Annotated in this window: 26 protein-coding genes and 3 pseudogenes; 14 read left to right on the top strand and 15 right to left on the bottom strand. The window is 66.2% G+C overall.

Features of this window, described 5'->3' with window-relative positions; all coding sequences use genetic code 11:
• Positions 1 to 20: 20 nt before the first annotated feature.
• Entirely contained in the window at positions 21 to 230 is a 210-nt protein-coding gene (locus tag LRS08_RS04230; protein ID WP_257844765.1) for a hypothetical protein, read from the bottom strand.
• Positions 231 to 280: 50 nt separating this feature from the next.
• Complete coding sequence (gene tgt, locus LRS08_RS04225; protein ID WP_257844766.1) at positions 281 to 1,411, bottom strand: tRNA guanosine(34) transglycosylase Tgt; 1,131 nt, start codon at positions 1,409 to 1,411, stop codon at positions 281 to 283.
• A 34-nt stretch (positions 1,412 to 1,445) separates the two neighbouring features.
• Here tgt and LRS08_RS04220 point away from each other — a divergent pair, with 34 nt between their 5' ends.
• Positions 1,446 to 1,772 carry a cupin domain-containing protein gene (locus LRS08_RS04220; protein ID WP_257844767.1) on the top strand — a complete coding sequence of 109 codons (327 nt, stop codon included), beginning with the start codon at positions 1,446 to 1,448 and terminating at the stop codon, positions 1,770 to 1,772.
• On the opposite strand, the gene LRS08_RS04215 is transcribed toward LRS08_RS04220, so the two are convergent.
• From LRS08_RS04215 to LRS08_RS04180, 8 genes and pseudogenes are all read right to left on the bottom strand, one after another.
• A complete protein-coding gene (locus LRS08_RS04215; RefSeq protein ID WP_257844768.1) occupies positions 1,746 to 2,414 on the bottom strand; it encodes an HAD hydrolase-like protein in 669 nt (222 codons plus the stop codon). The genes LRS08_RS04220 and LRS08_RS04215 overlap by 27 nt on opposite strands.
• Positions 2,407 to 3,360, bottom strand: coding sequence for a cation diffusion facilitator family transporter (locus LRS08_RS04210; RefSeq protein ID WP_257844769.1), 954 nt, complete (start codon positions 3,358 to 3,360; stop codon positions 2,407 to 2,409). Before LRS08_RS04210 ends, LRS08_RS04215 begins: the two co-directional genes overlap by 8 nt.
• Before the next feature lie 47 nt (positions 3,361 to 3,407).
• A complete protein-coding gene (locus LRS08_RS04205; protein WP_257844770.1) occupies positions 3,408 to 3,893 on the bottom strand; it encodes an EF-hand domain-containing protein in 486 nt (161 codons plus the stop codon).
• Positions 3,890 to 4,927 (bottom strand): tRNA preQ1(34) S-adenosylmethionine ribosyltransferase-isomerase QueA, encoded by a 1,038-nt coding sequence (gene queA, locus LRS08_RS04200; RefSeq protein WP_257844771.1) that lies wholly within the window; start codon positions 4,925 to 4,927, stop codon positions 3,890 to 3,892. Before queA ends, LRS08_RS04205 begins: the two co-directional genes overlap by 4 nt.
• 43 nt (positions 4,928 to 4,970) lie before the next feature.
• Complete coding sequence (locus LRS08_RS04195; RefSeq protein WP_374580904.1) at positions 4,971 to 5,615, bottom strand: peptidylprolyl isomerase; 645 nt, start codon at positions 5,613 to 5,615, stop codon at positions 4,971 to 4,973.
• Positions 5,616 to 5,984: 369 nt separating this feature from the next.
• A pseudogene (gene coaD / locus LRS08_RS04190) lies at positions 5,985 to 6,492 on the bottom strand (pantetheine-phosphate adenylyltransferase).
• Positions 6,493 to 6,596: 104 nt separating this feature from the next.
• Entirely contained in the window at positions 6,597 to 7,499 is a 903-nt protein-coding gene (locus LRS08_RS04185) for a polyprenyl synthetase family protein (RefSeq protein WP_257845499.1), read from the bottom strand.
• A 5-nt stretch (positions 7,500 to 7,504) separates the two neighbouring features.
• Positions 7,505 to 7,750, bottom strand: a complete 246-nt coding sequence (locus tag LRS08_RS04180; RefSeq protein ID WP_257844774.1) for an exodeoxyribonuclease VII small subunit — start codon at positions 7,748 to 7,750, stop codon at positions 7,505 to 7,507.
• 236 nt (positions 7,751 to 7,986) lie between these two features.
• On the opposite strand from LRS08_RS04180, the gene LRS08_RS04175 reads away from it, so the two are divergent.
• Positions 7,987 to 9,348, top strand: coding sequence for an NAD-dependent succinate-semialdehyde dehydrogenase (locus LRS08_RS04175; protein ID WP_257844775.1), 1,362 nt, complete (start codon positions 7,987 to 7,989; stop codon positions 9,346 to 9,348).
• A gap of 71 nt (positions 9,349 to 9,419) precedes the next feature.
• Positions 9,420 to 9,833, top strand: coding sequence for a hypothetical protein (locus LRS08_RS04170; protein ID WP_257844776.1), 414 nt, complete (start codon positions 9,420 to 9,422; stop codon positions 9,831 to 9,833).
• An 87-nt stretch (positions 9,834 to 9,920) separates the two neighbouring features.
• On the opposite strand, the pseudogene LRS08_RS04165 reads toward LRS08_RS04170, so the two are convergent.
• The 3 genes and pseudogenes from LRS08_RS04165 to LRS08_RS04155 form a co-directional block, all read right to left on the bottom strand.
• A pseudogene (locus LRS08_RS04165) lies at positions 9,921 to 11,623 on the bottom strand (AMP-binding protein).
• 36 nt (positions 11,624 to 11,659) lie between these two features.
• A complete protein-coding gene (locus tag LRS08_RS04160; protein ID WP_260481377.1) occupies positions 11,660 to 11,875 on the bottom strand; it encodes a hypothetical protein in 216 nt (71 codons plus the stop codon).
• Positions 11,876 to 11,937: 62 nt separating this feature from the next.
• Entirely contained in the window at positions 11,938 to 13,629 is a 1,692-nt protein-coding gene (locus LRS08_RS04155) for a sensor domain-containing diguanylate cyclase (protein ID WP_260481376.1), read from the bottom strand.
• A 184-nt stretch (positions 13,630 to 13,813) separates the two neighbouring features.
• On the opposite strand from LRS08_RS04155, the gene LRS08_RS04150 reads away from it, so the two are divergent.
• Positions 13,814 to 14,203 carry a UrcA family protein gene (locus tag LRS08_RS04150; RefSeq protein ID WP_257844780.1) on the top strand — a complete coding sequence of 130 codons (390 nt, stop codon included), beginning with the start codon at positions 13,814 to 13,816 and terminating at the stop codon, positions 14,201 to 14,203.
• A 70-nt stretch (positions 14,204 to 14,273) separates the two neighbouring features.
• The gene (locus LRS08_RS04145; protein ID WP_257844781.1) at positions 14,274 to 14,534 is read left to right on the top strand and encodes a hypothetical protein; all 261 of its coding nucleotides are present in this window, start codon (positions 14,274 to 14,276) and stop codon (positions 14,532 to 14,534) included.
• 110 nt (positions 14,535 to 14,644) lie between these two features.
• Here LRS08_RS04145 and clpA read toward each other — a convergent pair whose 3' ends face one another.
• A complete protein-coding gene (gene clpA / locus LRS08_RS04140) occupies positions 14,645 to 16,963 on the bottom strand; it encodes an ATP-dependent Clp protease ATP-binding subunit ClpA (RefSeq protein ID WP_260481375.1) in 2,319 nt (772 codons plus the stop codon).
• A gap of 137 nt (positions 16,964 to 17,100) precedes the next feature.
• Positions 17,101 to 17,295: a DUF1192 domain-containing protein gene (locus tag LRS08_RS04135; protein ID WP_257844783.1), complete on the bottom strand. Its 195-nt coding sequence runs from the start codon at positions 17,293 to 17,295 to the stop codon at positions 17,101 to 17,103.
• A 184-nt stretch (positions 17,296 to 17,479) separates the two neighbouring features.
• Between LRS08_RS04135 and LRS08_RS04130 the strand changes: the two genes are divergently transcribed.
• The 9 genes and pseudogenes from LRS08_RS04130 to LRS08_RS04090 all read left to right on the top strand — a co-directional run bounded on the left by LRS08_RS04130 (position 17,480) and on the right by LRS08_RS04090 (position 26,626).
• Positions 17,480 to 18,478: an NAD(P)H-quinone oxidoreductase gene (locus LRS08_RS04130; protein ID WP_257844784.1), complete on the top strand. Its 999-nt coding sequence runs from the start codon at positions 17,480 to 17,482 to the stop codon at positions 18,476 to 18,478.
• 69 nt (positions 18,479 to 18,547) lie between these two features.
• A complete protein-coding gene (locus LRS08_RS04125) occupies positions 18,548 to 19,144 on the top strand; it encodes a YqiJ family protein (RefSeq protein WP_257844785.1) in 597 nt (198 codons plus the stop codon).
• 3 nt (positions 19,145 to 19,147) lie between these two features.
• Positions 19,148 to 20,788 (top strand): annotated as a pseudogene (locus tag LRS08_RS04120) (flotillin family protein); the annotation flags it as partial.
• 48 nt (positions 20,789 to 20,836) lie between these two features.
• Positions 20,837 to 21,448 carry a glutathione S-transferase family protein gene (locus LRS08_RS04115; protein ID WP_312026677.1) on the top strand — a complete coding sequence of 204 codons (612 nt, stop codon included), beginning with the start codon at positions 20,837 to 20,839 and terminating at the stop codon, positions 21,446 to 21,448.
• 85 nt (positions 21,449 to 21,533) lie between these two features.
• A complete protein-coding gene (locus LRS08_RS04110; RefSeq protein WP_260481374.1) occupies positions 21,534 to 22,418 on the top strand; it encodes a UDP-2,3-diacylglucosamine diphosphatase in 885 nt (294 codons plus the stop codon).
• An 11-nt stretch (positions 22,419 to 22,429) separates the two neighbouring features.
• Positions 22,430 to 23,452, top strand: a complete 1,023-nt coding sequence (locus LRS08_RS04105; protein WP_257845500.1) for a glycosyltransferase family 4 protein — start codon at positions 22,430 to 22,432, stop codon at positions 23,450 to 23,452.
• A gap of 115 nt (positions 23,453 to 23,567) precedes the next feature.
• Positions 23,568 to 24,542, top strand: coding sequence for a metalloregulator ArsR/SmtB family transcription factor (locus LRS08_RS04100; protein ID WP_260481373.1), 975 nt, complete (start codon positions 23,568 to 23,570; stop codon positions 24,540 to 24,542).
• Positions 24,539 to 25,459: a methylenetetrahydrofolate reductase gene (gene metF, locus LRS08_RS04095; protein WP_257844787.1), complete on the top strand. Its 921-nt coding sequence runs from the start codon at positions 24,539 to 24,541 to the stop codon at positions 25,457 to 25,459. The genes LRS08_RS04100 and metF overlap by 4 nt, the downstream gene beginning before the upstream one ends.
• Before the next feature lie 120 nt (positions 25,460 to 25,579).
• Positions 25,580 to 26,626 carry a homocysteine S-methyltransferase family protein gene (locus tag LRS08_RS04090; RefSeq protein ID WP_257844788.1) on the top strand — a complete coding sequence of 349 codons (1,047 nt, stop codon included), beginning with the start codon at positions 25,580 to 25,582 and terminating at the stop codon, positions 26,624 to 26,626.
• Positions 26,627 to 26,723: the final 97 nt, after the last annotated feature.

The raw sequence follows: 26,723 nt of genomic DNA, 5'->3' as shown, positions 1-26,723 counted from the left end.
TCTCCGGTCGGGAGGGAGGGTCAGTCTTTCTTGCGGCTGCGCGCGGCGTAAATCACGGCGGCGGCGAGTGCGGCGGAACCGATGCCGATGCCGATCTGCGCCAGCGGCCATTTCTTCGCATCGCCGGGCTTGGGCGTGCCTTCCGCCCGCTCGGCGATCTCGCGCGCCTGACGTGCGGCGGCGGTGATTTCGTTTGCAATCTCTTCAGCGGCGTCGGTCTTGTCGGTCACTGGATACTCCTCTGTGTCACAGGAGTAGGACAGGGACGGGGCGGGTGCAATCAGTCGCGCCTGCCATAATATTGCGCGCGAAACGCATTGGCGAAGGCGGTGAGTCGCCCCTTGGCGATCGCGGCGCGCAGATCGGCCATCAGCGACTGATAGAAATGGAGGTTGTGCTCGGTCATCAGCATCGCCCCCAATATCTCCCCCGCGCGGACGAGGTGGTGGAGATAGGCGCGGCTCCAGGTCGCGCAGACCGGGCAGGCGCAGTGCGGGTCGACCGGCCCCTGATCTTCGGCGAATTTGGCGTTGCGAATGTTGATCGGACCGTTTGCGGTGAATGCCTGGCCGGTGCGGCCCGAGCGGGTGGGGAGAACGCAATCGAACATGTCGATCCCGCGCTCGACCGCGCCGACAATGTCGTCCGGCTTGCCGACGCCCATCAGATAGCGTGGCTTGGTCGCGTCGAGCTGGCCGGGGGCATAGTCGAGGCAGCCGAACATCGCCTCCTGCCCCTCACCCACCGCGAGGCCGCCGACCGCATAGCCATCGAAGCCGATGTCGAGCAGCGCGTCGGCGCTGGCCTTGCGCATCCCTTCATCGAGTGCACCCTGCTGGATGCCGAAAATCGCGTTGTTTGCGGCATGGTCGCCGCCCGCGTCGAACGCGTCGCGCGAGCGCTTTGCCCAGCGCATCGAGCGTTCCATTGCCGCCGCCTGAACCTCACGCGTCGAGGTGGTCGGGACCAGTTCGTCGAATGCCATCACGATGTTCGACCCGAGCAGCCGCTGGATCTCGATCGAGCGTTCGGGGCTGAGCATGTGGCGCGTGCCGTCGAGGTGCGACTTGAAGACGATCCCCTCTTCGCTGCGCTTGGTGAGGTCGGACAGGCTCATCACCTGATAGCCGCCGCTGTCGGTCAGGATCGGGCGATCCCAGCCCATGAATTTGTGCAGCCCGCCGAGGCGGTCGACCCGCTCGGCAGTGGGACGCAGCATGAGGTGATAGGTATTGCCTAGGATGATATCCGCGCCGGACGCGCGCACATCCTGGGGCTTCATCGCCTTGACTGTGGCGGCGGTGCCGACCGGCATGAAGGCGGGGGTGCGGATTTCGCCGCGCTGCATCGCGATCGTGCCGGTACGCGCCTTGCCGTCGGTGGCGTGGATGGTGAAGGTGAAACGGGACATGACTGTCCGATGCGATGTCGAGGGGTGAATGGCAATGGCTGATCACGGCGGAAACCTGTTCGCGCCGTTGCCCGACGCGCGGGCGGGGGAGGTGTTCACCCCGCTGCTGGAGCGCGGTGAGGTGCGGATCGAGCGAATCGTGTCGCATGGGCAGGCGACGCCGCCCGACGCGCCGTTCGTGCAGGATGCCGACGAATGGGTGGTGGTGCTTCGCGGCGCTGCGGGCTTGCGGATCGAGGGACAAACCGAGGTGGCGCTGGCACCCGGCGATCATGTCTTCATCCCGGGCGGCGCGCGGCACTGGGTGACGCGGACAGATCCCGACGCCCCGACCCTATGGCTGGCGGTCCATCTCGGCTGAGGCAGCGACATAGGTCACGACATCGCCCGGCGTCGCGAAGGCGAGGTCGGGGTTGAGGTGGGCGAACGCCTCGGGCTCGGCATAACCCCACAGCACAGCGGCGGCGCGGATGCCGACCTCTCGCGCCGCGTCGATGTCGCGCGTTTCGTCGCCGAGCGACATGATCTGCGCCGCAGGAACGCCGCTCTGGCGCAGAATCTTGCGGAACTTGGGCGCCTTGCCGAACAGCGACGCGCCGCACGCCCACCAGCTGAATCGCGCCGCGTTTTCGGGGCCGAGGACGGCGCGGGCATTCGCCTCGCTGTTGGAGGTGACGAGCGCGAGGGGGATGCCCATCGCCTCGATCGCGACGAGCATCTCGGTCACGCCGGCGAACAGATGTACCTTGTCGGTGTTGCGCCCGAACAGCTTGCGGACGTAGCGCGAGATGAAGGGCAGTTTCCAGCGCGGAATGCGCAGATGGCTGATGACGTCGCGCGACGTCATCTTGCGCAGCGGCTCGATCTCGTCGGGGTGCACGCGCCGGAAATTGTAGCGATCCGACAGATGGTCGATGATCGACAGGAACCAGCCGCCGCTGTCGGACAGCGTGCCGTCGAAGTCGAAGATGACCAGCCGCAGCGGCTGTGCCGGGTCAGCCATGCCCGGCTCCGTGGCCGCCATGTAGGCGGCACGGGTCGCCATCGCCGATCTCGATCTGGAGCGTCGCGTGGTTGATTCCGAAATCATGCGCCAGTCGGTGCTGGGCATCGTGGAGAAACGCGTCGCCTGGATGGCCGCCGGGCATCTGGAGATGCGCGGTCAGAGCCACCTGGGTCGTGCTCATCGGCCAGATATGAAGATCGTGGACCCGCGCCACGCCGGGCAGTGTGGCGAGACTTTCCTCGACCTTTTCGGCGTCGATCCCCGGGGGGACGGCGTGCAGCGCCATCACCACCGAATCGCGCAGCAACCCCCAAGTGCTCCACAGGATTACGACGACGATCAGCAGGCTGAGCGCGGGGTCGATCCAGTTCGCGCCGGTGAACAGGATCAACGCGCCGCCGACCACCACGGCGGCGGAGACTGCGGCATCGGCGGCCATGTGGAGATAGGCACCGCGGATGTTGAGGTCGTCCTTGCTGCCGCGCATGAACAGCAGGGCGGTCGCGGTATTGATGACGATGCCGATCCCGGCGACGATCATCACCGTCGCGCCTGGCACGGGCGAAGGATCGCCGAAGCGCCGCACCGCCTCCAGCGCAATCGCGCCGACCGCGAACAGCAGCAACACCGCATTGGCGAGCGCGCCGAGAATGGTCGAACTGCTCAACCCATAAGTGAAGCGGCGCGACGCGGGGCGCTTGGCGAGCGATGCTCCACCCCAGGCGATCAGCAGCCCAACGACGTCGGACAGATTGTGCCCGGCATCGGCGAGCAGCGCCATCGATCCGGTCGCGATCCCCGCCAGCCCCTCGACCAGCACGAAGCCGAGATTGAGAACGGTGCCGATCGCGAAGGCGCGACCGAAGTCCTTCGGCGCGTGGCTATGGCCGTGGCCTGAATGATTATGCCCGGCGGGGCCGTGGTGATGGTGAGAGCCGTGCATCGCGCTGACCTTAGCCGCAGTGCGGCAGGAGATGCTAGGACATCAGTTCAGCGATTGCGCTGCCGGCGATTGGGCTGCTCGGCAGGGCGCTGGCCCGGCTGGGGCAGGGCGCGCACCGTGAGCAATTCGCTGCGGCGCAGCGACCCGTCCTTGTCGGCATCGAAGCGGGTGAAGAAAAGATCGAACCGCGTCTGGAGCTCGGTCAGGGTGATGCGGTTGTCGCCATCGGCATCGACTTCGAACGGGCTGGGCAGGGCGTTGCGATTGCCCAGCCACCGCTCCGACCAGTCGCCAAAGGCGATATAGCCGAGTGCGGGCTGGTCCTTGGCGCTGAGCTCGAAGCTACGGCGCACCCCGGTGTCGAACTCCGCGCGGGTGACGATGCCGTCCTGGTCGGCGTCGAACGCGGCGATGGCCATCGCGACCGGCTCGGCGATCATCAGCGGGATCGGCGTCGCCATTCCCGGCTGGGGCGGTGGTGCGGCGGGCGTCGTCTGGGTCGCGGCGAGGATCAGGGCGAGGGCAGGGATCATGCGCGGTCCTCCGGCAACAACAGGCTGGCGTCGCCATAGCTGTAGAAACGATAGCCTGATGCAATGGCATGCGCATAGGCGGCCTGCATCCGGTCCAGCCCCATCAGTGCCGATACCAGCATGAACAGGGTCGATCGCGGCAGGTGGAAATTGGTGACAAGGCCGTCGATGCCCCGGAAGCGGTAGCCCGGGGTGATGAAGATCGCGGTGTCGTCTTCGAACGGGCGAATGGTGCCGCTGTCGTCGGTCGCGCTTTCGATCAGGCGCAGGCTGGTGGTGCCGACGGCGATCACCCGGCCGCCAGCGGCGCGGACGGCGTTGAGCCGGTCGGCCGTGGCGGCGTCGATGCGGCCCCATTCGGCGTGCATCCTGTGGTCGGCGGTGTCGTCGGTCTTGACCGGCAGGAAGGTCCCCGCGCCGACATGGAGGGTCAGCGTGGTATGGCCGATCCCGGCGGTGTCGAGTGCGGCCATCAGGCCAGGCGTGAAGTGCAGCGCCGCGGTCGGTGCGGCGACGGCGCCGGGTTCACTGGCGAACATCGTCTGGTAATCGTCGGCGTCGCGGGCGTCGGTCGGGCGCTTCGCGGCAATATAGGGCGGGAGCGGCATGCGACCGGCGCGCTCCAGCAGCAGCTCGACCGGCTCGTTCCCGGGGAAGAACAGGGTGAAGCTGCCATCGTCGTGCCGCGCTTCGGCGGTCGCGGTGACGGCGTTGCCGAAGTCGATGCTGTCGCCGACCTTCAGGCGCTTGGCATTGCGGATGAACGCGATCCAGTGGCGCGGCCCTTCGCGCTTGTGCAGCGTCGCGCCGATTTTCGCCGCGCCCCGCGTCCCTTCGAGCTGGGCGGGGATGACGCGGGTGTCGTTGAACACCAGCATGTCGCCGGCGCGGAGCAGGTCGGGGAGGTCGGTGACGACCCGGTCTTCGGTGCGATCTCCGTCGAGCAGCAGCAGTTGCGCCGAATCGCGGGGGCTCGCCGGACGGAGTGCGATCCGTTCGGCGGGCAGGTCGAAATCGAACAGGTCGACGTTCATCGCGATACTCGAATTCCTCCCCGTCGCCGGGGAGGAATGGACATCACTGGCCCGGACCTGCGGGGAGTGCCGCCGGGGCCTCGACCGGGGCAGGGGCAGCGGGGGTGAAGGGCGGGGGATTGTCGGCGGCGATGTAGGCGCGGACGACGCGGGCGGGGTTCGCCGGCGGCTCGCCGCGCGGGATCGCGTCGACCCACTGCATGCCGTCGAGCACGCGACCGAACACGGTGTATTTCTGGTCGAGCTGAAGGCGCGGGACCAGCATGATGAAGAACTGGCTGTTCGCGCTATTCTCATCCTCCGCGCGCGCCGCGGCGACCGCGCCGCGCACATGGGGGAGGTAGTTGAACTCCTTGGGCAGGTCGGGCAGGTCGCTGCCGCCGGTGCCGTCGCCCTTGGGATCGCCGCCCTGCGCCATGAAGCCGTCGATCACGCGGTGGAAGATCAGGCCGTCATAGAATTTGCGGCGGGTCAGCTCCTTGATCCGCTCGACCGCCTTGGGCGCGACATCGGGACGCAGCCAGATGGTGACGCGGCCACCGGTCGACAGGTCGAGAATCCACAGATTCTCCTTGTCGGTCGTGGCGGGTGGGACAGCACGGCCGGGCGGGGGCGGGACATGCTGGGCGGTAGCTGGCATCGCGAACAGCGAGCCAAGCAGGGCAACACACAAGGCAACAAGACGCATCGATATCCCCACCGGATTTCAGAAAACTGGAGCGGCTTAGAGCAAATCGCCGCTTGCGGCAAAGTGAATGCGGTGCACCCCGCCGCCAAGGATTGAACCGCCCCGAAAGCTGACAAAGTTACGCGAAACGCGCTTCATTCTGTCAGCTTTGGCCCATGGATGCCCGGCGTCCGACCATCGTGATTCGAGGCTATGCCGGTTGGGGGTTTGTAGGAAAGCGGTTTTTGCGGGTCGTCCTGATCCTCCCCTCGGCGCTGGGGCGAAGCGTGACGGAGAGGGTGGATGCATAACGGTCGAGAGGACGCAGCCGTCCTCCCCCTCCGTCGCCTTCGGCGCCACCTCCCCCTGGCGGGGGAGGATTTAGAAGTGTCAGCTGCCCTTGCGGCCGATCCTCTCGACGCGCGCGACCACTTCGTCGCGAACCGTCGGCGGCACGAACTTGCGGATCTCGCCACCGAACAGGGCGATTTCCTTGACCAGCCGCGACGCGATCGGCTGGAGCGAGACATCGGCCATCAGGAAGACGGTTTCGATCCCCGCGTTGAGCTGCTGGTTCATGCCCGCCATCTGATATTCGTACTCGAAATCGGCGACGGCGCGCAGGCCGCGCACGATCATGCTCGCGCCCTCACGCTCGGCAAAGTCCATCAGCAGCAGAATCGAAGCTGACCACATGGATTTCGCCGTCGAGATCCGCGACCTCGCGCCGGACCATTTCCATCCGCTCCTCGACCGTGAACATCGGGTTTTTCGACGGGTTGGTGGTGACGCCGATGACGAGCCGGTCGACCAGCTTCGCGCCGCGCCGGATGATGTCCATATGGCCGAGCGTGATCGGATCGAAGGTGCCGGGATAGACGCCGGTGCGGGTGGTCATAACGCTACCTCGTCATGCCAGCGAAAGCTGGCATCTTGTGCCGCAGGCGCGGCGCTTGTGGCGGGAGACCCCAGCTTTCGCTGGGGTGACGGTTAGGGAGTTACTCACCGATCCCGCTCGAGCACGAAACGGGCGATGGCGCGGAGGAGGTCGGCTTCGGGGCCGTAGCTGTGGAGGTGTTCGATCGCCTGGTCGACCAGCATGCGCGCCTGTTCGCGGGCGCGGTCGATGCCGAGCAGCGAGAGGAAGGTTTCCTTGCCCGCCGCTTCGTCCTTGCGCAGCTGCTTGCCGACCGCGTCCTGATCGCCCTCGACGTCGAGGATGTCGTCGGCGATCTGGAAGGCGAGGCCGATGTCGCGGGCATAGCCGCGCAGGCCGGTGCGGCCTTCGGGTGGCAAGCGACCGAGGATCGCCCCCGCCTCGACCGAACAGGCGATCAGCGCGCCGGTCTTGAGCGCCTGGCAGCGGGTGACGGTGGCGAGGTCGAAGCTGGTGGTTTCGGCGACCAGATCCATCATCTGTCCGCCCGCCATGCCCGATGGGCCGGACGCCTGCGCCAGATCGGCGATCAGCTCGGCGCGGACGAACGGATCGGGATGGGTGGCGGGATCGGCGAGGATTTCGAACGCGAGTGCGTGGAGGCAATCGCCGGCGAGGATCGCGGTCGCCTCATCAAACGCACGATGCACCGTCGGCTTGCCGCGGCGCAGATCGTCATCGTCCATCGCGGGCAGATCGTCATGGATCAGCGAATAGACATGGATCGCCTCGATCGCGGTGGCAACGCGCGCGGTACAGCGGCGGTCGACCGCGAACAGCTGCGCCGTCGCGAAGGTGAGCAGCGGTCGCAGCCGCTTGCCGCCGCCGATCGCGGCGTGGCGCATCGCTTCATAGAGCTTGGCGCGCGGGTCGGCGGGAACGGCGAGGAGATGGTCGAACTGACGGTCGATCTCTGCCGCGACGTCACGCAGTGCTGCGTCGAGGGTCTGGCTGGCGTCCGCCACCATCGCGCTCAACCCGCCGCGAACGGGGTGGTGCCGGTGACGTTGCCGTTGGCGTCGGCCCGCACCTGTTCGATCCGCGCCTGGGCCGCGTCGAGCCGGGCCTGACACTGGCGGCGCAGCGCGTCGCCGCGTTCGTACAGGGTGATCGCCTGATCGAGCGGCACGTCGCCGGTTTCGAGCTGGCCGACGATCCGCTCGAGCTCGCGAAGGGCGTCCTCGAAGGACAGGGCGGCGATGTCGGGCTGGTCGGTCATGCTGACGCTATGCGATGGCGGCGGAACCAATTCAACCTCCCGCGATTGGCGTTGCGACTGTAGAATGGGTCGAGCCTCCTGATCCTCCCCCGCAAGGGGGAGGTGGCACGCGTAGCGTGACGGAGGGGGAGGAAGCGGAGCGGCATGAGGTTGGGGACATTGCCATCCTCCCCCTCCGTCGCCTTCGGCGCCACCTCCCCCTGGCGGGGGAGGATTAATGATCTCGAGGAGCGCGCATGTTTACCAGCATCAATCCGGCGACGGGCGAGAAGGGCGAGAGCTTCGAAGAACTGGACGGCGATGGCGTCGAGGCGGCGCTGGTGCGGGCGGATGCGGCGTTTGCGTCGTGGCGGGTGAGTCCGGTGGAGCAGCGGACCGCATTGCTGAGTGCGATTGCGGACCGGTTCGAGGCGGGGAAGGACCATCTCGCCGAAACCGCGACGCGGGAGATGGGCAAAACGCTGGCGTCGGCGGTTGCCGAGGTGGAAAAGTGCGTCGCGGGGTTCCGCTACTATGCCGAGCATGGGGCGGATTTTCTGAAGGGCGAGGAAGTCGCACTGCCGACCGGGCGGGCGGTGACGCACTGGCTGCCGCTCGGGCCGATCCTCGCGATCATGCCGTGGAATTTTCCATACTGGCAGGTGGTGCGCTGGCTGGCGCCGACGATCCTGGCGGGGAATGTCGGGTTGTTGAAGCATGCGTCGCTGACCCAGGGGTGCGCGGCGCTGATCCAGCAGATGGTCCAGGCGGCTGGCGCGCCGGACGGGCTGTTCCAGAATTTGGCCGTGAAGTCGGACAAGGTGTCGCGGATCATCGCCGACAAGCGCGTGGTCGCGGTGACGCTGACCGGGAGCGAGGGGGCGGGGGCCAAGGTCGCCGAAGCCGCCGGGCGCGCGCTCAAGAAGGTGGTGCTGGAGCTGGGCGGGTCGGACCCGTTCGTCGTCATGCCCTCGGCTGATCTGGACGCGGCGGTGAAGACCGCGGTGAAGGCGCGGATCCAGAATGCCGGGCAAAGCTGTATCTGTGCCAAGCGGATGATCGTGCATGCTGACGTTTATGATGCGTTCGCCGAGAAGTTCGTCGCGGCGATGGATGCGGTGAAGATCGGCGATCCGATGGAGGACGGGGTCGAGATGGGGCCGCTGTCGAGCGTGGAGCAGCGCGACACGGTGCTGGAGCAGCTGGAGCGGGCGGTCGCGGCGGGCGCGGTGCGGCATGGCGGCGAGAAGATCGAGCGGGACGGCGCGTGGATGCGGGCGGGCGTGCTGACCGAGGTCGATCAGGAGGCGGAGTTTGCGAAGGAGGAGATTTTCGGGCCGGTCGCGATGTTGTTCCGCGCGGAGTCGCTGGACGACGCGATCCGGCTGGCGAACGATGTGCCCTATGGGCTGGGGTCGAGCGTGTGGAGCAACGATGCCGACGAGCAGGCGCGGCTGGTGCGCGATATCGCGGCGGGAATGACCGCGGTGAACCAGATGCTGGCGTCGGTGCCGGGTGCGCCGTTCGGCGGGGTCAAGCTGTCCGGCCATGGCCGCGAGCTGGGGCCGTGGGGGCTGCATGAGTTTATGAATTTGAAGGCTGAGATGCGGGCTTCTTAGCCCCTCCCCTGAAGGGGAGGGGCTAAGAAGAGCGCTCAGGACATCTGCATGGTTCATGCTATCAGGGCCGCATGAACGACAACCGAGAACCGCGCAGAAACTGGCGGATGCAATGGCTCGGCAGCATCCAAGAATTTGCTGACGGCGAGGCGCAGCACCGACGGTGGCTCGACCGAACGAACACTAACCCGCATTATTCATTCGTCGAGTATATGTGCTGCTATTTTGACAACCTCTGTTTGTCAGACAGGGGCTACGACTGGGCCGTCAAAGAGAATCTGATCAGCCTTATGGAGGCTGCGGCAGTGGCTGAGTTCCACCAGATCGTCGACGCCTATCACAGTCCGACTAACGATTATGACCATGACGCTATTCTGGCAGACCCCGCTTGGGCTGAAGTGGTCGAGGCTGCCAAGCGTGCGCAGGCCGCACTCCTCTGCCTAATCGGCGACGTGGACGAACAAAGGTCGCTCACGGAAGCTTAGTTAGCAGCTCATTGACCTACTCAAGAAGAAGACCCTCCCCAACCCCTCCCGCGAAGGCGGGAGGGGCTTAAGAAGAAGGGGGAGAGCCTAAGAAGCCGCCGCCTCCGCTGCAATCTCCAGCAGCAGATCCTTGCGGCTCAACTTCCCGATCATCGTCTTGGGCAGCTTCTCGCGCACCACCACCGCATCCACGCGCTCGTGCTTGCCGACCTGGGGGTTGAGCCATGCACGCAACGCCTCGCCGGTTACCGGGTCGGCATCCTCGTTCAGCGCGACATAGGCGCGGGGGACTTCGCCCATGCGGGGGTCGGGCATGCCGACGACCAGCGCCTCCTTGATCGCGGGGTGGCGGTAGAGGACTTCCTCGACATGTTTCGGGAAGACCTTAAACCCGCCGACCGAGATCATGTCCTTGAGCCGGTCGACGATGCGGATGAAGCCGTCCTCGTCGATCTGGCCGACATCGCCGGTGCGCAGCCAGCGCGTGCCGGCGGCGTCGTGGCAGAAGGTGGTGTCGTCGGTCTCCGGGCGGTCCCAATATCCGGCCATGATCTGGGGGCCGGCGAGGACGATCTCGCCCGGTTCACCCGGAGGCGCGTCACGTGAGGGGTCTTCCTTGTCCACCAGACGCACGCGGGTGGCGACGATCGGCTGGCCGATGGTGCCGGACTTGCCTTCGCCGCGATAGGGGTTGGCGGAGACGACGCCCGAGCTTTCGGACAGGCCATAGCCCTCGATCAGCGTGGCGCCGGTTTCGGCCTCGAACCGTTTCTTGAGCTCGGCGGGCAGGGGGCGCCGCCGGAGATGCAGTAGAGCAGGCTCGACCAGTCGGTCGATTTGGAATGCGGGTGGTCGATCAGCGCCTGGAACATCGTCGGCACGCCGGGGAGCGCGGTCGGCTTGGTTCGGTTGATCGCGGCGAGTGCCTGGGCCGCGTCGAAGCGGGGGAGCATCACGATCTCGCCGCCGGTCAGCACGGTGCGGTTGAGGACGCAGGTGTTGGCGAAGACGTGGAAGAAGGGGAGGACGCCGAGCACCTTGTCATGGCTGGTGCCGAGATCGGGGTCGAGCCGGGCGACCTGACGGGCATTGGCGGACAGGTTCTGATGGGTCAGCATCGCGCCCTTGGGCACGCCGGTGGTGCCGCCGGTGTACTGGATCAGCGCGAGATGGGTTTGCGGATCGATCGGTGCCGCGACGCACGCGCCGTCATTGGCGATCAGTTGCGAAAAGGCGGTGATGCGCGGGTCGTTGGGCTTGGCCGCGACCTCCTTGCCCTTGAACAGGCGGTAGAGGATCGACTTGGTTGCGGGGAGCGCGCCCGCGACCGAACCGACGACGAGGCGTTCGAGGCCGCTCTTGTCGAGCACCTTGAGCGCGGTCGGGAGCAGGGCGGTGGCGCTGAGCGTAAACAGCAGGCGGGTGCCGCTGTCGGCGACCTGCGCAGCCAGTTCATCGACGCTGTAGAGCGGCGAGAAATTGACCACCGTCGCGCCGAGCTTGAGGATGCCGTAATAGGCCGCGACGTAATGGGGCACGTTGGGCAGGAACAGGCCGATGCGGTCGCCCGGGCCATAGCCCAGCGCCTTGAGGCCGCAAGCGACGCGGTTGGCGCCGTCGAGCGTTTCGGCAAAGCTGTAGTGACGACCGAGAAAGTCGAGCAGCGGCGCATTGCCCTTGCGCCGCGCCGATTCCTCGAACGCATCGACCATCGAGAGCGGCGGCATCGGCTGGTCCCACGGACCGGGATGACGGTAGTTAGTGCGCCAGGCGTGCTCGGGATCGCTCATTTACACGAGTGTAAGCAAAGCCCGGCGGAAGGCAAGTCAGCGCAGGACGGCGCGTTCGGTCCAGGTGTAGAGAACCGAGACGGCAAGCACGCCGGTATCGACGGCAGCCTGGAACTTGCGCGGCGTCTTGTCGGTGATCTCGTGCGTCAGGATCTCGAACTCGGCGCTGGGGCGCACCGCCGCAGTGGTGACGAGCAGGGCGGCGGCACCGGCGACAATTGCTAGTCTGCGCTTGTTCAACTGGTCCATCATGCCCTCCCGATGGGCGCGCATTAGGAGAAGCAGACGCTGAACGAAAGCTGAATTCGGCGAGGTCAGGCCGCGATCGGCGCGGTCTTGACGCGGTCGCGACCGGCGGCCTTGGCGTCGAACAGCGCACGGTCGGCGGCGCGATAGAGCGACTTCCACTGCCTTTCGTCGGCGATCGGACCCTGGGCGGTGCCGATGCTGGCGGTGACGCGCAGGTCAAAGGGCATCCGCGTCGCGCGCAGCCGGGCAAGCATAGTCTCCGCCTCCACCGGGTGGACGGCGTCGCACAACAGCGCGAATTCCTCGCCCCCGATCCGTGCGGTCAGTCCGTCCTCGGGCGCGAGCGCGCGCAAGGTACGGGCGACCACGCGCAGCACTTCGTCGCCGCCGTCATGGCCGATCGTGTCGTTGACCTGCTTGAACCGGTCGAGGTCGAGGATCAGCAACGTCTGTGGCCCCTTGCGCCCGATGGCATGGCTCAGGAACGAACGACGGTTGAGCAGTCCGGTGAGCGGATCGAGATCGGCAAGGCGGCGTGCGACCGTCTCCGCCGCTACCGCCGCGTCACGCTCGCGGCTGAGCAGGCGGATGCGATAGGCGATGGCGATCGACGACAGCAACGCTTCCGCCGCCATCGAAACCAGCGTCGAATTGTCGAGCCAGAAGCTCCACGGTACCACGCCAAGGCTATTGAGGACGCGCAGGCACCCCGCGACGATCGGTGCCGCCCACGCGATGCCGAACAGCCACAGGAAGTTGGAACGGTTGCGCCAGGCGGACGCCACGACCGCGAGGATCGGGAGGATCATCGCGGCGAACACCCAATTGTAGATGGTGCTGAGCAGCGTCGGCGCGAGCGGCGCGAAGATCGCGAAGCCGATGCCCACCGCCAGCAGTGCGGCCATGCTGATCCGCATGAACATGCGCAGCCGCGGGCCGAAGACATGCTCCTCGAAAAAGGTGCGCGCGAACCACAGCAAGGACGTCGCCGCGAGCGTGAGCAGCAGATAGTTGATCCGCAGTCGCGTCGTGTTGGCAATGTCCGGCATCAGCCAGGCGAGCGCGCCCGACGAGGTGAAGGCATAGCCCATCAGCGTCGCGACCATCACCGCATAGGCGAGCTGGAACCGGTAGCGCAGCGTCGCCCACAAAGCGAGATTATAGGTCAGCAGCGCGATGCACAGTCCGCCGAACGCGGCATAGAGCGCGGCCATGAACAGGTTCGCGCGGCTGCTTTCGGCCTGGGTCGCAATGCGGACATTGCGCACCACGCCGTTCATGTTGCTCGCACCCTCCACCTTCCACAACAGCCGGTCGACGGGCGCGCGCAGGCGGGGGATGGGGTATTCGACGATCGCGCCGAGCTGAATGCGTTTGGTGAGGCCGACCGGGTCATCCGACGCGGTTTCGACGCGACCGTCCTTGTAGAGAATGTGCAGCGTGGTCTGGCCCTGCCACAGGCTGAGCATCCGCACGTTGAGCGGACGGCGCGAGCGCGAGCGTTCGCCGACGTGTTCGGAGATGACCCAATAGTCGCCGCTGCCCAGTTGCTTCTGCGGCGTGACGCAGTCGAACCCGGCAAGGTCGCGGGCGATGGTGCGGAAATCGTCGCCGGGCGCGGCGCGGCGGATGCAGGTGGCGAGAGGGCGACCGGTCGTCCCCGCGCTCCAGCCCGGTGGGCGGGCATCCGCAGGGGAGGCGAAGATCGCGGCGAACGCGACTGCCAGTGCGATCAGCGTTGCGATCCCCCGTGTCATGATCCCGGATTAGGCCGCGGAAGGCGAAGAAGTGGTTAACATCAACCGCTTGAATCGCCCGGCACGGCGTCGTTTGCGCACCGCAAGTCCATGCGATGCCTGTCCGATGCCGGGACGGAGGGTGCGTCGTGCTGGTTAACGGCGGGCGCAGGTTGCGCTAGGATAGCGGACAGTGAGGCGTGTGATGACACCGATGCACCTGATGGCCGCACTGGCGGCAGCGATGATCCTGACCGCCCCGGCACGTGCGGGCGACCGGTACGAGACGCAGCGGATCGCGGTTCCGGCGGCGGGGCTGGACCTGTCGACCGATGCGGGGATCGATATTCTCGCCGCGCGGATCGACCATGCGGTCAGACGTATTTGCGGGAGCGACCGGCGGTGCCGCGACGGGGCATGGGAAAGCACCGAATGGCAGGTCGACCGGATGATCCGCAAGGCGCGGGCGTGGCGGCGACTGGCCGAGGAACGCGCGGCGCAGTTGCGGGCGTGCCGGGACCGCTGTTCGCGACCGGCGAGCTGGTACGCGCCGCCGCCGCCGGCGGGGGTGACGGTGATTGTGGTGCGGCACTGAGGGGGTGCTGGGCTGACCATCGGGTCGCGACTCCGTTGCGGACGTACCGCAGGCAGGGCATCTCACCCCAATGAAGCTGCCCTTCATCCTTTCGATGCTCCTGCCGCGCAGGCGCACAACCGAGGACGATGCACGCCAGGCTATGATGGCTTGCGACATTAATCCCGATGAGATCGTTTGGGAGGTTGGCGCTGATGGCTCGTTCGCTATCGGTCGCAAGCACCCCGATGCTGACAACCTTACAGATGCTCGGATTAGCTGCTTGGTCGGCTGGGCGCAGCGCAACCGTATCAAGCTTGGGTTTGTCGGTTGGGAAAGCCGCCCGAACTGACGATTGGGGGAGCGAGAAGGACAAGAAGAAGACCCTCGCGTCATTCCTTCCCAAACGAAAGCCGCCCCGGTTTTCACCGGGGCGGCTTCGTTGTTCGCGTGTGACGCGGGTTACTTCGCCTTGGCCGGAGCGGCCTTCTTGCCGCCGCCCTTCTTCGACCCCTTTGGCGCTGCCGGGGTGATGGCGAAGGTCAGCGCGCCGTCCTTCAGCTTCACCTCGACCTCGCCGCCATGGACGAGCTTGCCGAACAGCAGTTCCTCGGCCAGCGGCTGCTTGATCTTTTCCTGGATCAGCCGACCCATCGGACGAGCGCCGTAGAGCTTGTCGTAGCCGCGCTCGGTGAGCCACGCCTTTGCCTCATCGTCCAGGCTGATATGGACGTTGCGGTCGGCGAGCTGGAGTTCGAGCTGGAGGATGAACTTTTCCACCACGCGCTCGACCACCTTGGTCGGGAGATAGTCGAACGGCACGATCGCATCGAGACGGTTGCGGAATTCGGGGGTGAAGAGCTTCTTCACCGCGTCTTCCTGCACGTCGTCGCGGCTGATTTCACCGAACCCGATCGACTCCCGCGCCATGTCGGACGCGCCGGCATTGGTCGTCATGATCAGGATGACGTTGCGGAAATCGACCGTCTTGCCGTGGTGGTCGGTCAGGCGGCCATTATCCATCACCTGCAACAGGATGTTGAACAGGTCAGGATGCGCCTTCTCCACCTCGTCGAGCAGCAGCACGCAATGCGGGTTCTGGTCGATCGCATCGGTCAGCAGGCCGCCCTGATCGTAACCGACATAGCCCGGAGGCGCGCCGATCAGGCGGCTGACGCTGTGGCGCTCCATATATTCGGACATGTCGAAGCGCTGCAGCGGGATGCCGAGCAGTTCAGCGAGCTGCTTGGTCACCTCGGTCTTGCCGACGCCGGTCGGACCGCTGAACAGATAGTTGCCGATCGGCTTTTCGGGATCGCGCAGGCCGGCGCGGCTGAGCTTGATCGCCGACGACAGCACTTCGATCGCCTTGTCCTGCCCGAACACGACGCGCTTGAGGTCGGTTTCGATGTTCGCCAGCACCTTGGTGTCGTCGCTCGACACGGTCTTTGCCGGGATGCGCGCCATGGTCGCGATGACCTGTTCGATCTCCTTGGGGGTGATCGTCTTCTTGCGCTTGGACGGCGGCACCAGCATCTGCATCGCGCCGACCTCGTCGATCACGTCGATCGCCTTGTCGGGCAGCTTGCGGTCGTTGATGTAGCGGCTCGACAGCTCGACCGCCGACTTGATCGCGTCGGGGGTGTATTTGACCGAGTGATGCTCCTCGAACGCCGAGCGAAGGCCGGCGAGGATCTTGATCGTATCCTCGATCGTCGGTTCGTTGACGTCGATCTTCTGGAACCGGCGCAGCAGCGCACGGTCCTTTTCGAAGTGATTGCGGAATTCCTTGTAGGTGGTCGACCCGATGCAGCGGATCGTGCCGCCCGACAAGGCCGGCTTGAGCAGGTTCGACGCGTCCATCGCGCCGCCGCTGGTGGCGCCCGCGCCGATCACGGTGTGGATTTCATCGATGAACAGCACCGCATGGGGGAGCTTTTCGAGCTCGTTGACGACCTGCTTCAGCCGCTCTTCGAAATCGCCGCGATAGCGGGTGCCGGCCAGCAGCGCGCCCATGTCGAGCGAGTAGATCACGGCTTCCTTGAGCACGTCGGGCACGTCGCCCTCAATGATCTTGCGCGCCAGGCCCTCTGCGATCGCGGTTTTGCCGACGCCGGGATCACCGACATAGAGCGGGTTGTTCTTGCTGCGGCGGCACAGGATCTGGACGGTGCGGTCGACCTCCGGACCGCGGCCGATCAGGGGATCGATCTTGCCGGTCATGGCCTTTTCATTGAGGTTGACGGTGAACTGCTTGAGCGCGCTCTCGCCCTTCTTGCCGTCGCTCTTCTGGCTCTTGTCCTCTTCCGCGCCCTTGGGAGGGGCGGATTCGACCGGGGTCGATCCCTTGCCGACGCCGTGGCTGATGTAGCTGACCGCATCGAGGCGGCTCATATCCTGCTGCTGCAGAAAATAGACGGCGTAGCTCTCACGCTCGCTGAACAACGCGACGAGCACGTTCGCGCCGGTCACCTCGTCGCGGCCGGACGACTGGACGTGCAGGATCGCGCGCTGGACGACGCGCTGGAAACCGCTGGTCGGCGAGGGGTCGGTGGTCTGGTCGACGCGCAGCGCCTGAAGCTCGGTATCGAGATAATGGGCCACGGTGGTCTTGAGCTCGCCCAGATCGACACCGCACGCGCCCATCACCTTGGACGCATGTTCATCATCCACCAGTGCCAGCAGCAGATGCTCCAGCGTCGCATATTCGTGGCGACGCGAGCTGGCGGCTTCGAGCGCGCGGTGAAGGGTCGATTCGAGGGCGGAAGCGAAACTAGGCATTCAGGTCACTCCAGTCGGGCCGAAGGAGGGATACGCGGCCCGTGCGGTCCCTATGTCGGGAGCCTCGCACCGTGCATCAAGCGCCGCACCAGCCCCCAAGAGTCTTATAGCGTGACGCCCGGGGTTTGGTGCTCCACTCATCGTTTGAATAAGGCATCCGCGCTTGCACGATGGTTAACGGCGCGTTGAATAATATTACGGCATCGCGCGATTTCGGCTTCGAGCAGCGCGATGCGCTCCTCCAGCTCAGTCACCGAAAACGGATCGAGGTCCTGGCGCGCGAGCTGGGCGGCGGGATCGTCCTTGCGGCGGGGAAGATCGTCCGAGTCCATGCAGGGCAAGGTCGGACGCGAGTCTGTTGATGTCAAGCGGCACCGGCCCACTCCTCCACGCAGGCTATTAAAGTTGCGTGGCCGGGTGGGGGAGGGGCCGGTCCCGCTAATGCACAAAGCGCAACTGCGGCCTTGACGTCACGGGGCGCGGCCCCGATTCAGGCGTAGTTCTAGGGGGATATGCATGACCAGCCTGCCCGACCGGATGATCGCGATCGATCCTGCTGCGCCTGGCGGGCCGGAGGTGCTGGTGCCGGTTGAACGCCCCGTGCCGGTACCGCGCGCCGACGAGGTGCTGATCCGCGTCGCCGCCGCCGGGGTCAACCGGCCGGACGTGATCCAGCGGCAGGGCGCCTATCCGCCGCCGCCGGGCGTCACCAGCATTCCCGGGCTGGAGGTCGCGGGCGAGGTGGTCGCGGTGGGCGCGGACCTGCCGGTCGAGATGATCGGCCAGCCGATGTGCGCGCTGATCGCCGGGGGCGGATACGCCGAATATGCCGTCGCGCCGCTCGGCCAGTGCCTGTCGGTGCCGGAGGGGCTTTCGATGGTCGAGGCGGCGGCGATTCCCGAAACCCTGTTCACCGTGTGGACCAATCTGTTCGAACGCGGCTACGCGAGCGAGGGTGATACGGTGCTGGTCCATGGCGGCACCAGCGGGATCGGCACGATGGCGATTTCGCTGTGCAATCTGTTCGGGGTCAGGGTTATCGTGACTGCGGGCAGTGACGACAAGGTCGCGGCTTGCCTGGCCCACGGCGCGGATCATGCGATCAACTACAAGACCGAGGATTTCGTGGCGCAGGTCAAGGATCTGACCGAGGGGCGCGGGGTCAATGTCGTGCTCGACATGGTCGGCGGCGACTATGTCGCGCGCAACATGAAGTGCATGGCCGATGACGGGCGCCATGTATCGATCGCGGTGCAGGGCGGCGCGATGGCCACCGTGCCGGTGTTCGAGATCATGCGCCGCCGCCTGACGCTGACCGGATCGACGCTGCGTGCGCGCGATACCGCGTTCAAGACGCTGGTTGCCGACGAACTGTCGCGCGCGGTGTGGCCGTTCGTTGCCGAGGGGCGGCTGAGGCCGGTGATCGACCGCACCTACCCGCTCGCCGAAGCCGCCGAGGCGCATCGGCGGATGGAGAACGGGGCGCATATCGGGAAGATCGTGCTGACCGTCTGAGCGCAGCCGGAAATGGTGGCGGGGCTGTTACCAACCCCCTAGACTGGCGAACGAATCGGGGGTTTCGACGTGTTCGCCTTTCTGTCAGCGCCGGAGAATATCGTCTTCGTTTCGGCGCTCGTCCTGATGCTGCTGCTCGGGTTCGTGCAGGCGTTGGGGCTGGCCGGAGACGCCGATATCGACGCGCCCGACTGGCTCGACTGGCTGGGGTTCGGGCGGGTGCCGTTGCTGGTCGTCATCGTGTTGCTGCTGGCGAGTTTCGGACTGATCGGGCTGATCGGGCAGCAACTGGCGCGCGACCTGTTCGGCGTCCTCCTGCCCGGCTGGATCGCGGTGCCGGGTGCCGTGGTGCTGGCGCTGCCCATGACCGGGCTGTCGGCGCGGCTGCTCGGGCCGATCCTGCCGCAGGACCATACGACTGCGATCGATGTGGACGATCTGGTCGGGAGCCAGGCGCAGATTCTGACAGGGCGCGCCACCACCGGATCGCCGGCGCGCGCGCGGGTCGAGGACTGGCACGGCCAGGCGCACTACCTGATGGTCGAGCCCGACAATGCGGGACAGGTTTTCGAAGAAGGCGAGCGCGTGCTGCTGGTGCGGCGCGAGGGCGATGTCTTTCGTGCGATCGCATATGGCGATCATCATCTGCCGAGACTGGGGGTTTAGTGCATGCAGGAAGTAGCCACGGCGGGCGGGTCGATCCTCCCCTATCTGATCTATGCGGGCGGCGGGCTGCTGACGCTGTTGATCATCGGGTTGGTGATCGCGCGGCTGTACAAGCGCGCGTCGAAGGAGATCGGCTTCGTCCGTACCGGCTTTGGCGGCGAGAAGGTGGTGATCAACGGCGGCGCGCTGGTGCTGCCGGTGTTCCATGAGACGATGCCGGTCAACATGAACACCGTGCGGCTCGCGGTCGAGCGCAAGAATGCCGATGCGCTGATCACGCTCGACCGGCTGCGGATCGACGTGAAGGCGGAATTCTATGTTCGCGTGAAGCCCGACAGCCAGTCGATCGCCACTGCGGCGCAGACGCTGGGCATGCGGACGATGAACCCCGACGCGCTGAAAGAGCTGGTCGAGGGCAAGTTCGTCGATGCGTTGCGCTCGGTCGCGGCGGGGATGACGATGAACCAGCTGCACGAGCAGCGCGCCGAATTCGTCCAGAAGGTGCAGCAGGTCTCGTCCGCCGATCTGGCGATGAACGGGCTCGAGCTGGAATCGGTCTCGCTGACCGGGCTCGACCAGACCAGCATCGAGCATTTCAACGCCAACAATGCGTTCGACGCCGAGGGTCTGACCAAGCTGACCGAGCAGATCGAGCTGCGCAAAAAGGCGCGCAACGACATCGAGCAGGATACCCGCGTCCAGATCGAGACCAAAAACCTCGAGGCCGAGCGCCAGTCCTTCCTGATCGGGCGCGACACCGAATTCGCGCGGCTGGAGCAGGAGCGCGAGATCGAACTGAAGCGCGCGGCGCAGGCGTCCGAAGTGGCGCAGGAGCAGGCGCTGCGCACCCGCGAGGCGGATCAGGCGCGGATCGAGGCGAAGAAGCAGATCGACAGCTCGCAGATCGAGGCCGACCGCGCGGTCAAGGAAGCGCAGATCGCCCAGACCCAGGCGCTGGAACTGGCGCGGCAGGAACAGCAGATCGCGGTGCAGAACAAGAGCCGCGAGGAAAGCCAGTCGCGAGCCGAGGCCGACAAGGCGCGCGCGGCGGCAGTGGTCGCCGAGGAACAGGTCGCGACCGCGCGCGAGGCCGAGATCGCCGAGCGTACCAAGCGGATCGAACTGATCGACGCGGCGCGTGAGGCGGAGCGTGCGGCGATCGGCGTCAAGGTCGAGGCGGAGGCGGAGAAGCAGGCGGCGGCGGACCGCGCCGAGGCGGCGCGGCTGGTTGCGGAGGGTGAGGCCGAAGCGGCGAAGCTGCGCGCCGAGGCGGACCGGGTGCGGTTCGAGGTCGAGGCGGCGGGCCAGCGTGCGATCAACGAGGCTGCGAACCTGTTGTCGTCCGACCAGATCTCGCTCCAGACCAAGCTAGCGCTGCTCAAGGTGCTGCCCGAGGTGATCCGCGAGGCGGCCAAGCCGATGGAAGCGATCGACAGCATCAAGATCGTCCAGGTCGACGGGCTCACGTCGGGCGGTACTGGCGGTGCGGGCGCGGCGAGCGGCGGCGGGGACGGGAACCTTGCCGATTCGGCGGTCGCCGCGGCGCTGCGCTATCGTGCGCAGGCACCGATGCTCGACGGGCTGATGAAGGAGCTGGGCTTTGATGGCGGCTCGCTCGACGGGCTGGTCAAGGGTGCGGCGGCGGCGGGGAATGTCGCGCTGGGCGAGGGAACGAAATCGGGGGAACGGACGATGACGCCGATCCTGCATGAATATGCCCCGTCGGGGAATTGCTACAAGATCCGCCTGGCCGCCGCGCTGACCGGCACCGCGATCGAGCGGCGCAGCTATGACATCATTGCGGGGAGACGCGGACGCCGGCGTTCCTCGCCAACGTCAACGCCAATGGGCATCCCCGTGCTGCAGCTGGGCGAGCGGTTCCTGCCCGAGAGCAATGCCGCGACCTTCTACCTTGCCGACGGGACAGCGCTGGTGCCGAGCGACCCGTTCGATCGCGCGGACATGCTGCGCTGGATGTTCTGGGAACAGTATAATCACGAGCCGAACATCGCGACGGTGCGGTTCTGGATGGGCTGGGTCGGGGAAGGGAATCTCGACGACCTTCAGCGCGCGCTGTTGCCGGGCAAGCGTGCGGCGGGCGTCGCCGCGCTCAAGCTGATGGACGAGCATCTGGCGTCACGCGCGTGGTTCGTGGGCGATGCACCGAGCGTCGCCGATATCTGCCTCTATGCATATACGCATGTCGCCGAGGAGGGCGGGTTCGTCCTGGAGCCGTTCCCTGCGGTGCGTGCGTGGATCGCGCGGGTCGAAGGGTTGAAGGGGTATATCCCGATCACCGCATGACAGATCGGTGACGCACACACGATTCGAGCTGTAACATTCCATCGCCATAGGCGGGCCGGGCAAGGGCATTGCACGGGGCGCGCACATGGCCACGATCACACGACTTCCGTTCGATACGCATGTCGCGGACTTCGCCGACTTTACCGGTACCGATCCGGTGATTCCGGAAAAGACCGTCACCGAGCGCCGCAGCTATCGGACGATCTGGATCAGCGACATCCATCTCGGCACGCGCGGCTGCAACGCCGAGATGCTGATCGACTTTCTGGATCATGTCGACAGCGACACCATCTACCTGGTCGGCGACATCATCGACGGGTGGCAGCTGAAGAAGAAATTTTACTGGCCCGCGGCGCATAACGACATCGTGTGGCGCATCCTGAAGCGCGCCAAGCGCGGCGCCCGGGTGATCTACATCCCCGGCAACCATGACGAGATTTTCCGCCAGTTCAGTGGGCTGAGCTTTGGCGGCGTCGAGATCAAGCGCCAGGCGATCCACCAGACCGCCGATGGTCGCCGACTGCTGGTGCTGCATGGCGACGAGTTCGACGCAATCACGCTGAGCCACCGCTGGCTCGCGCATGTCGGCGACGCCGCCTATACGGCGGTGATGGCGCTCAACCGCTGGTGCAACAAATACCGGCGCTGGCGCGGCCTGCCCTATTGGTCGCTGAGCAAGCACGCCAAGCAGAAGGTGAAGAACGCGGTCGAGTTCATCTGCGGCTTCGAGGAGATCGTCGCCAAGGAAGCCGCCGCGCGCGGTGTCGATGGCGTGATTGCTGGGCATATCCACACGGCCGAGATGCGGACGATTGACGGCATCGAATATTATAATGACGGCGATTGGGTGGAGGGTTGCACCGCTCTGGTCGAACATTACGATGGCCGGATGGAAATTCTCCATTGGGCCGACGAGATCGCAGCGCGTGACCTCGGCTCGGAGAGGGTCGAGGAGCGCGCAGCGGCTTGAGCGACGAGGAAATGCGGATCGCGATCGTGACCGACGCCTGGGAGCCACAGGTGAACGGTGTCGTCCGGACGCTGCAGTCGGTGAAGCGGGTGCTGGAGGCGCAGGGACATCAGGTGCGGGTGATTTCCCCCGACCTCTTCTACTCGGTGCCGTGCCCGACCTATCCCGAAATCCGGTTGGCGATGGTGCGCAGCCGGACGATCGGCGACCTGCTCGACGAATTTTCGCCACATGCGGTGCATCTGGCGACAGAGGGGCCGGTGTGTGTCGCCGCGCGCCGCTGGTGCCTGCGGCATGATTTCCCGTTCACCACCGCCTATCACACGCAATTCCCCGACTATGTCGAGGCGCGATCGGGCGTGCCGGCGGAGTGGGTGTGGCGCTATATCCGCTGGTTCCATGCGCCCGCCCAGTCGATTCTCGCATCGACTGCGTCGATCCGGCAAGCGCTGGTCGACCATGGCCTGACTCAAATTCGGCACTGGGGGCGGGGCGTCGACCTTGCCAATTTCCACCCGGGGGTGACGAAGCACCCGGCGATGGCGGACCTGCCGGGGCCTGTGCAGCTTTATGTCGGACGGGTCGCCGTCGAGAAGAATCTGGAGGCGTTTCTCGCCTCAGGCCATCCGGGGACCAAGGTGGTGGTCGGCGATGGCCCGGCGCGCGCGGCGCTGGCGGCGAAATATCCCGATGCGAAATTCCTTGGCCCGATGTTCGGCGAGGAACTGGCGCAGGCCTATCGCGCGGCGGATGTGTTCGTGTTCCCGAGCAAGACCGACACGTTCGGACTGGTGATGATCGAGGCGCTGGCGTGCGGGACGCCGGTGGCGGGCTATCCGGTGACCGGACCGGTGGATATCCTGACGCCGGAGACGGGGGCGATGGCGGATGATCTGGATGTGGCGATCGGCGAAGCGCTGACCCGCGATCGCGATGCGTGCGCTGCCTATGGCCGCAGCTTCACCTGGGAGGCAAGCGCGGCGCAGTTTTTGGGCGCTTTGGTGCCGATCATCGAGGAAGCGCGCGCGGCTTGAAGACATTTTTCTTCTAACCCCTCCCGCAAGCGGGAGGGGCTAAAGATACGCTGCGGGACTCAAAACCCACAGCCGCATTGACCGCATATAAAGATATCTTTATATCTCTATGCCCATGAACACGGCACTCGAATCCTTCCGCGCGCTCGCGGATTCGACGCGGTTGCGCATCCTTGCGCTGCTGCGGTTGATGGAGCTGAGCGTCGGCGAACTGGCGCAGGTGCTGGGGCAGAGCCAGCCGCGGGTAAGCCGACATGTGAAGATCCTGTGCGATGCTGGCCTCGCCGAGCGGCGCAAGGAAGGCAGTTGGGTGTTCGTCGCGCTGGGCGAGGCGAAGCGTACCGGACCGATCCTCGCTGCACTCGATGCGTGGCGCAACGAAGGTGAAGATCACTGGGCGATCGCGGACAGCGCGCGGCTGGCCGCGGTGCGCGCCGATCGCGCGGCAGCGGCGGCGGAGTGGTTCGAGGCGAACGCCCGGGAGTGGGATGCGATCCGCTCGCTTCATGTCGCCGAGGAACAGGTCGAGGCGGCGATGGCGACCGCGCTGGATGGCCAGCCGATCGCCAAGCTGATCGACATCGGAACCGGCACCGGGCGGATGCTGGAATTGTTCGCGCCGCGCGCCGAACGCGCGCTGGGCATCGACCGGTCGTCGGAAATGCTGCGGCTTGCGCGCGCGAAGCTGTCGGAACAGGGCATCGCCAATGCCGAGCTGCGTCAGGCGGACCTCTATGCGCTGCCGATGAGCGATGGCGAGGCCGATGCGGCGATCCTGCACCATGTGCTTCACTTCGCGCAGCAGCCGGGCGCAGCGATTGGCGAGGCGGCGCGGGTGCTCAGCGCGGGCGGTCGCCTGCTGATCGTCGATTTCGCGCCGCACGACCGCGAGGAATTGCGCAGCCGCGAGGGGCATGTGCGCCTCGGCTTTTCGGACGAGCAGATGCTCGGCTGGTTCGCCAAGGCGGGGCTCGCGCCGATCCAGACCCAGACGCTGGAGGGCGGCGCGCTGACCGTGAAATTATGGCTGGGCCGCAAGGCCGGACAGCCGGGGGAACAACTGCCAGTGAATGAGGTGAAGGCAGCATGAGTATCGAACGCGACCCGTCAGCGCCGCCGCTGTTTGCGGATGTGGCCGGGGATATCGAGGTCAGCTTCGAATTCTTCCCGCCCAAGACCGAGGCGATGGAAAAGACCCTGTGGGAGTCGGTCGAGACGCTGGCCCCGCTCGACCCGCGCTTCGTGTCGGTGACCTATGGCGCGGGCGGGACGACGCGCGAGCGGACTCACAACACCGTCGCGCGCATCGCGCGCGAGACCCCGATTCCTGCAGCCGCACACCTCACCTGTGTCGAGGCGACCAAGGACGAGATCGACGCGGTCGCCAATGAATATTGGGCGGCGGGCGTGCGCCATATCGTCGCGCTGCGTGGCGATCCGCCGCGCGCGGGTGAGAAGTACGCGACCCATCCCGGCGGCTATGAGAATGCCGCCGATCTGGTCGCGGGGCTGCGCAAGCTGCACCCGTTCGAGATTTCGGTCGCGGCCTATCCCGAATGCCATCCGGATTCGCCCGATGCGGCGCACGACCTGGATAATCTGAAGCGCAAGATCGATGCGGGCGCGAACCGCGCGATCACGCAATTCTTCTTTGAGGCGGATACCTTCCTGCGCTTTCGCGACGCGGCGGCAGCGGCGGGGATCAATGCCGAGATCGTCCCGGGGATCATGCCGGTGATGAGCTTTGCTGCGGTCCAGAAGATGTCGGCGATGTGCGGCACCGACGTGCCGGCATGGATGGCACGGCTGTTCGACGGGCTGGACGACCGCCCCGCCGCGCGCCAGCTGGTCGCCGCGACGCTGGCGGCGGAATTGTGCCGCAACCTCTATGCGGGCGGCGTGCGGCAGTTCCACTTCTACACGCTCAACCGCGCCGAGCTGAGCTACGCGATCTGCCATTTGCTGGGCGTGCGCCCGCGCGGCGCGGCGGCGAGCGTGGCAGCGTAAAGTTCCCCTCCCGCTTGCGGGAGGGGGTTAGGGGAGGGCCTGTCGGAGGCCGGGCCTTCCCGTGATTGAACAGGCCCTTCCCCAGCCCCTCCCGCAAGCGGGAGGGGAGAGAGAAAAGACATGACACCACGCGAAAAACTGCTGGCCGAAGCCGCCAAGCGGATCCTGATCACCGATGGGGCATTCGGGACCGAGATCCAGAACTGGAAGCTGGACGAGGCGGCCTATGCCGGAAACCTCGGCCTCAGCCATGACCAAAAGGGTAACAACGACATCCTCGCGCTGACCAAGCCCGAGGTGCCCGCGTCGATCCACCGCGCCTATTTCGAGGCGGGGGCCGATATTGCCGAGACCAACACCTTCTCCGCCAACCGCATCAGCCAGGCCGATTATGGCGCCGAGCATCTGGTGCGGGAGATCAACGTCGAAAGCGCGAAGATGGCGCGTCAGATCGCCGACGAGTTCGAGGCGAAGGATGGACGTCCGCGCTTCGTCGCCGGCGCGCTCGGGCCGACCAACAAGACGCTGTCGCTGTCGCCCGACGTCAATGATCCGGGCTATCGCGAGATCGATTTCGATACGCTCAAGGACGTGTATCGCGAGCAGATCGATGCGCTGGTCGAAGGTGGGGTGGACTTCATCCTGATCGAGACGGTGTTCGATACGCTGAACGCCAAGGCCGGCGTGATGGCGGCGATCGAGGCGGGCGAGGCGCTGGGCCGCGACCTGCCGATCATGATGTCGATGACGCTGACCGACCTGTCGGGCCGCAATCTGTCGGGCCATACGGTCGAGGCGTTCTGGGCGGCGATCCGCCACGCCAAGCCGGTGACGATCGGGCTCAACTGCTCGTTCGGGGCGGAGCAGCTGCGCCCGCATGTCGCGACGCTCTCCAAGCTCTGCGACACGCTGATCATGGTCTATCCCAATGCGGGTCTGCCCAACGAACTGGGCGCCTATGACGAGGCACCGCAGACGACCGCCGGGCTGGTCAAGGAATGGGCCGATCAGGGGCAGGTCAACATCCTGGGCGGCTGCTGCGGATCGACCCCGGAGCATATCAAGGCGATTGCCGATGCGGTGAAGGACCTGCCGCCGCGCGCGATTCCGACGCCGCCGGTGCGGACGCAGCTTGCGGGGCTGGAGCCGTTCGTGATGGCGGCGTGACCAAAAAATCCTCCCGGAACGGGGAGGGGGACCGCGACGCGAAGCGGCGTGGTGGAGGGGGCCCTCCACCAGCGGAAAGATTAGCGGAGGGCCCCTC

This window comes from Sphingomonas sp. J315 (assembly GCF_024666595.1).
Taxonomy (GTDB): domain Bacteria; phylum Pseudomonadota; class Alphaproteobacteria; order Sphingomonadales; family Sphingomonadaceae; genus Sphingomonas.
The sequence above is the reverse complement of the archived record's forward strand: the minus strand, read 5'-3'. Positions and strand labels throughout refer to the sequence as shown.

Bases quoted from the DNA above. Each gene is read 5' to 3' on its own strand.
- tgt (WP_257844766.1), bottom strand. From the start codon at position 1,411: ATGTCCCGTTTCACCTTCACCATCCACGCCACCGACGGCAAGGCGCGT.
- LRS08_RS04220 (WP_257844767.1), top strand. From the start codon at position 1,446: ATGGCTGATCACGGCGGAAACCTGTTCGCGCCGTTGCCCGACGCGCGG.
- LRS08_RS04215 (WP_257844768.1), bottom strand. From the start codon at position 2,414: ATGGCTGACCCGGCACAGCCGCTGCGGCTGGTCATCTTCGACTTCGAC.
- LRS08_RS04210 (WP_257844769.1), bottom strand. From the start codon at position 3,360: ATGCACGGCTCTCACCATCACCACGGCCCCGCCGGGCATAATCATTCA.
- LRS08_RS04205 (WP_257844770.1), bottom strand. From the start codon at position 3,893: ATGATCCCTGCCCTCGCCCTGATCCTCGCCGCGACCCAGACGACGCCC.
- queA (WP_257844771.1), bottom strand. From the start codon at position 4,927: ATGAACGTCGACCTGTTCGATTTCGACCTGCCCGCCGAACGGATCGCA.
- LRS08_RS04195 (WP_374580904.1), bottom strand. From the start codon at position 5,615: ATGCGTCTTGTTGCCTTGTGTGTTGCCCTGCTTGGCTCGCTGTTCGCG.
- LRS08_RS04185 (WP_257845499.1), bottom strand. From the start codon at position 7,499: ATGGTGGCGGACGCCAGCCAGACCCTCGACGCAGCACTGCGTGACGTC.
- LRS08_RS04180 (WP_257844774.1), bottom strand. From the start codon at position 7,750: ATGACCGACCAGCCCGACATCGCCGCCCTGTCCTTCGAGGACGCCCTT.
- LRS08_RS04175 (WP_257844775.1), top strand. From the start codon at position 7,987: ATGTTTACCAGCATCAATCCGGCGACGGGCGAGAAGGGCGAGAGCTTC.
- LRS08_RS04170 (WP_257844776.1), top strand. From the start codon at position 9,420: ATGAACGACAACCGAGAACCGCGCAGAAACTGGCGGATGCAATGGCTC.
- LRS08_RS04160 (WP_260481377.1), bottom strand. From the start codon at position 11,875: ATGATGGACCAGTTGAACAAGCGCAGACTAGCAATTGTCGCCGGTGCC.
- LRS08_RS04155 (WP_260481376.1), bottom strand. From the start codon at position 13,629: ATGACACGGGGGATCGCAACGCTGATCGCACTGGCAGTCGCGTTCGCC.
- LRS08_RS04150 (WP_257844780.1), top strand. From the start codon at position 13,814: ATGACACCGATGCACCTGATGGCCGCACTGGCGGCAGCGATGATCCTG.
- LRS08_RS04145 (WP_257844781.1), top strand. From the start codon at position 14,274: ATGAAGCTGCCCTTCATCCTTTCGATGCTCCTGCCGCGCAGGCGCACA.
- clpA (WP_260481375.1), bottom strand. From the start codon at position 16,963: ATGCCTAGTTTCGCTTCCGCCCTCGAATCGACCCTTCACCGCGCGCTC.
- LRS08_RS04135 (WP_257844783.1), bottom strand. From the start codon at position 17,295: ATGGACTCGGACGATCTTCCCCGCCGCAAGGACGATCCCGCCGCCCAG.
- LRS08_RS04130 (WP_257844784.1), top strand. From the start codon at position 17,480: ATGACCAGCCTGCCCGACCGGATGATCGCGATCGATCCTGCTGCGCCT.
- LRS08_RS04115 (WP_312026677.1), top strand. From the start codon at position 20,837: ATGACGCCGATCCTGCATGAATATGCCCCGTCGGGGAATTGCTACAAG.
- LRS08_RS04110 (WP_260481374.1), top strand. From the start codon at position 21,534: ATGGCCACGATCACACGACTTCCGTTCGATACGCATGTCGCGGACTTC.
- LRS08_RS04105 (WP_257845500.1), top strand. From the start codon at position 22,430: ATGCGGATCGCGATCGTGACCGACGCCTGGGAGCCACAGGTGAACGGT.
- LRS08_RS04100 (WP_260481373.1), top strand. From the start codon at position 23,568: ATGAACACGGCACTCGAATCCTTCCGCGCGCTCGCGGATTCGACGCGG.
- metF (WP_257844787.1), top strand. From the start codon at position 24,539: ATGAGTATCGAACGCGACCCGTCAGCGCCGCCGCTGTTTGCGGATGTG.
- LRS08_RS04090 (WP_257844788.1), top strand. From the start codon at position 25,580: ATGACACCACGCGAAAAACTGCTGGCCGAAGCCGCCAAGCGGATCCTG.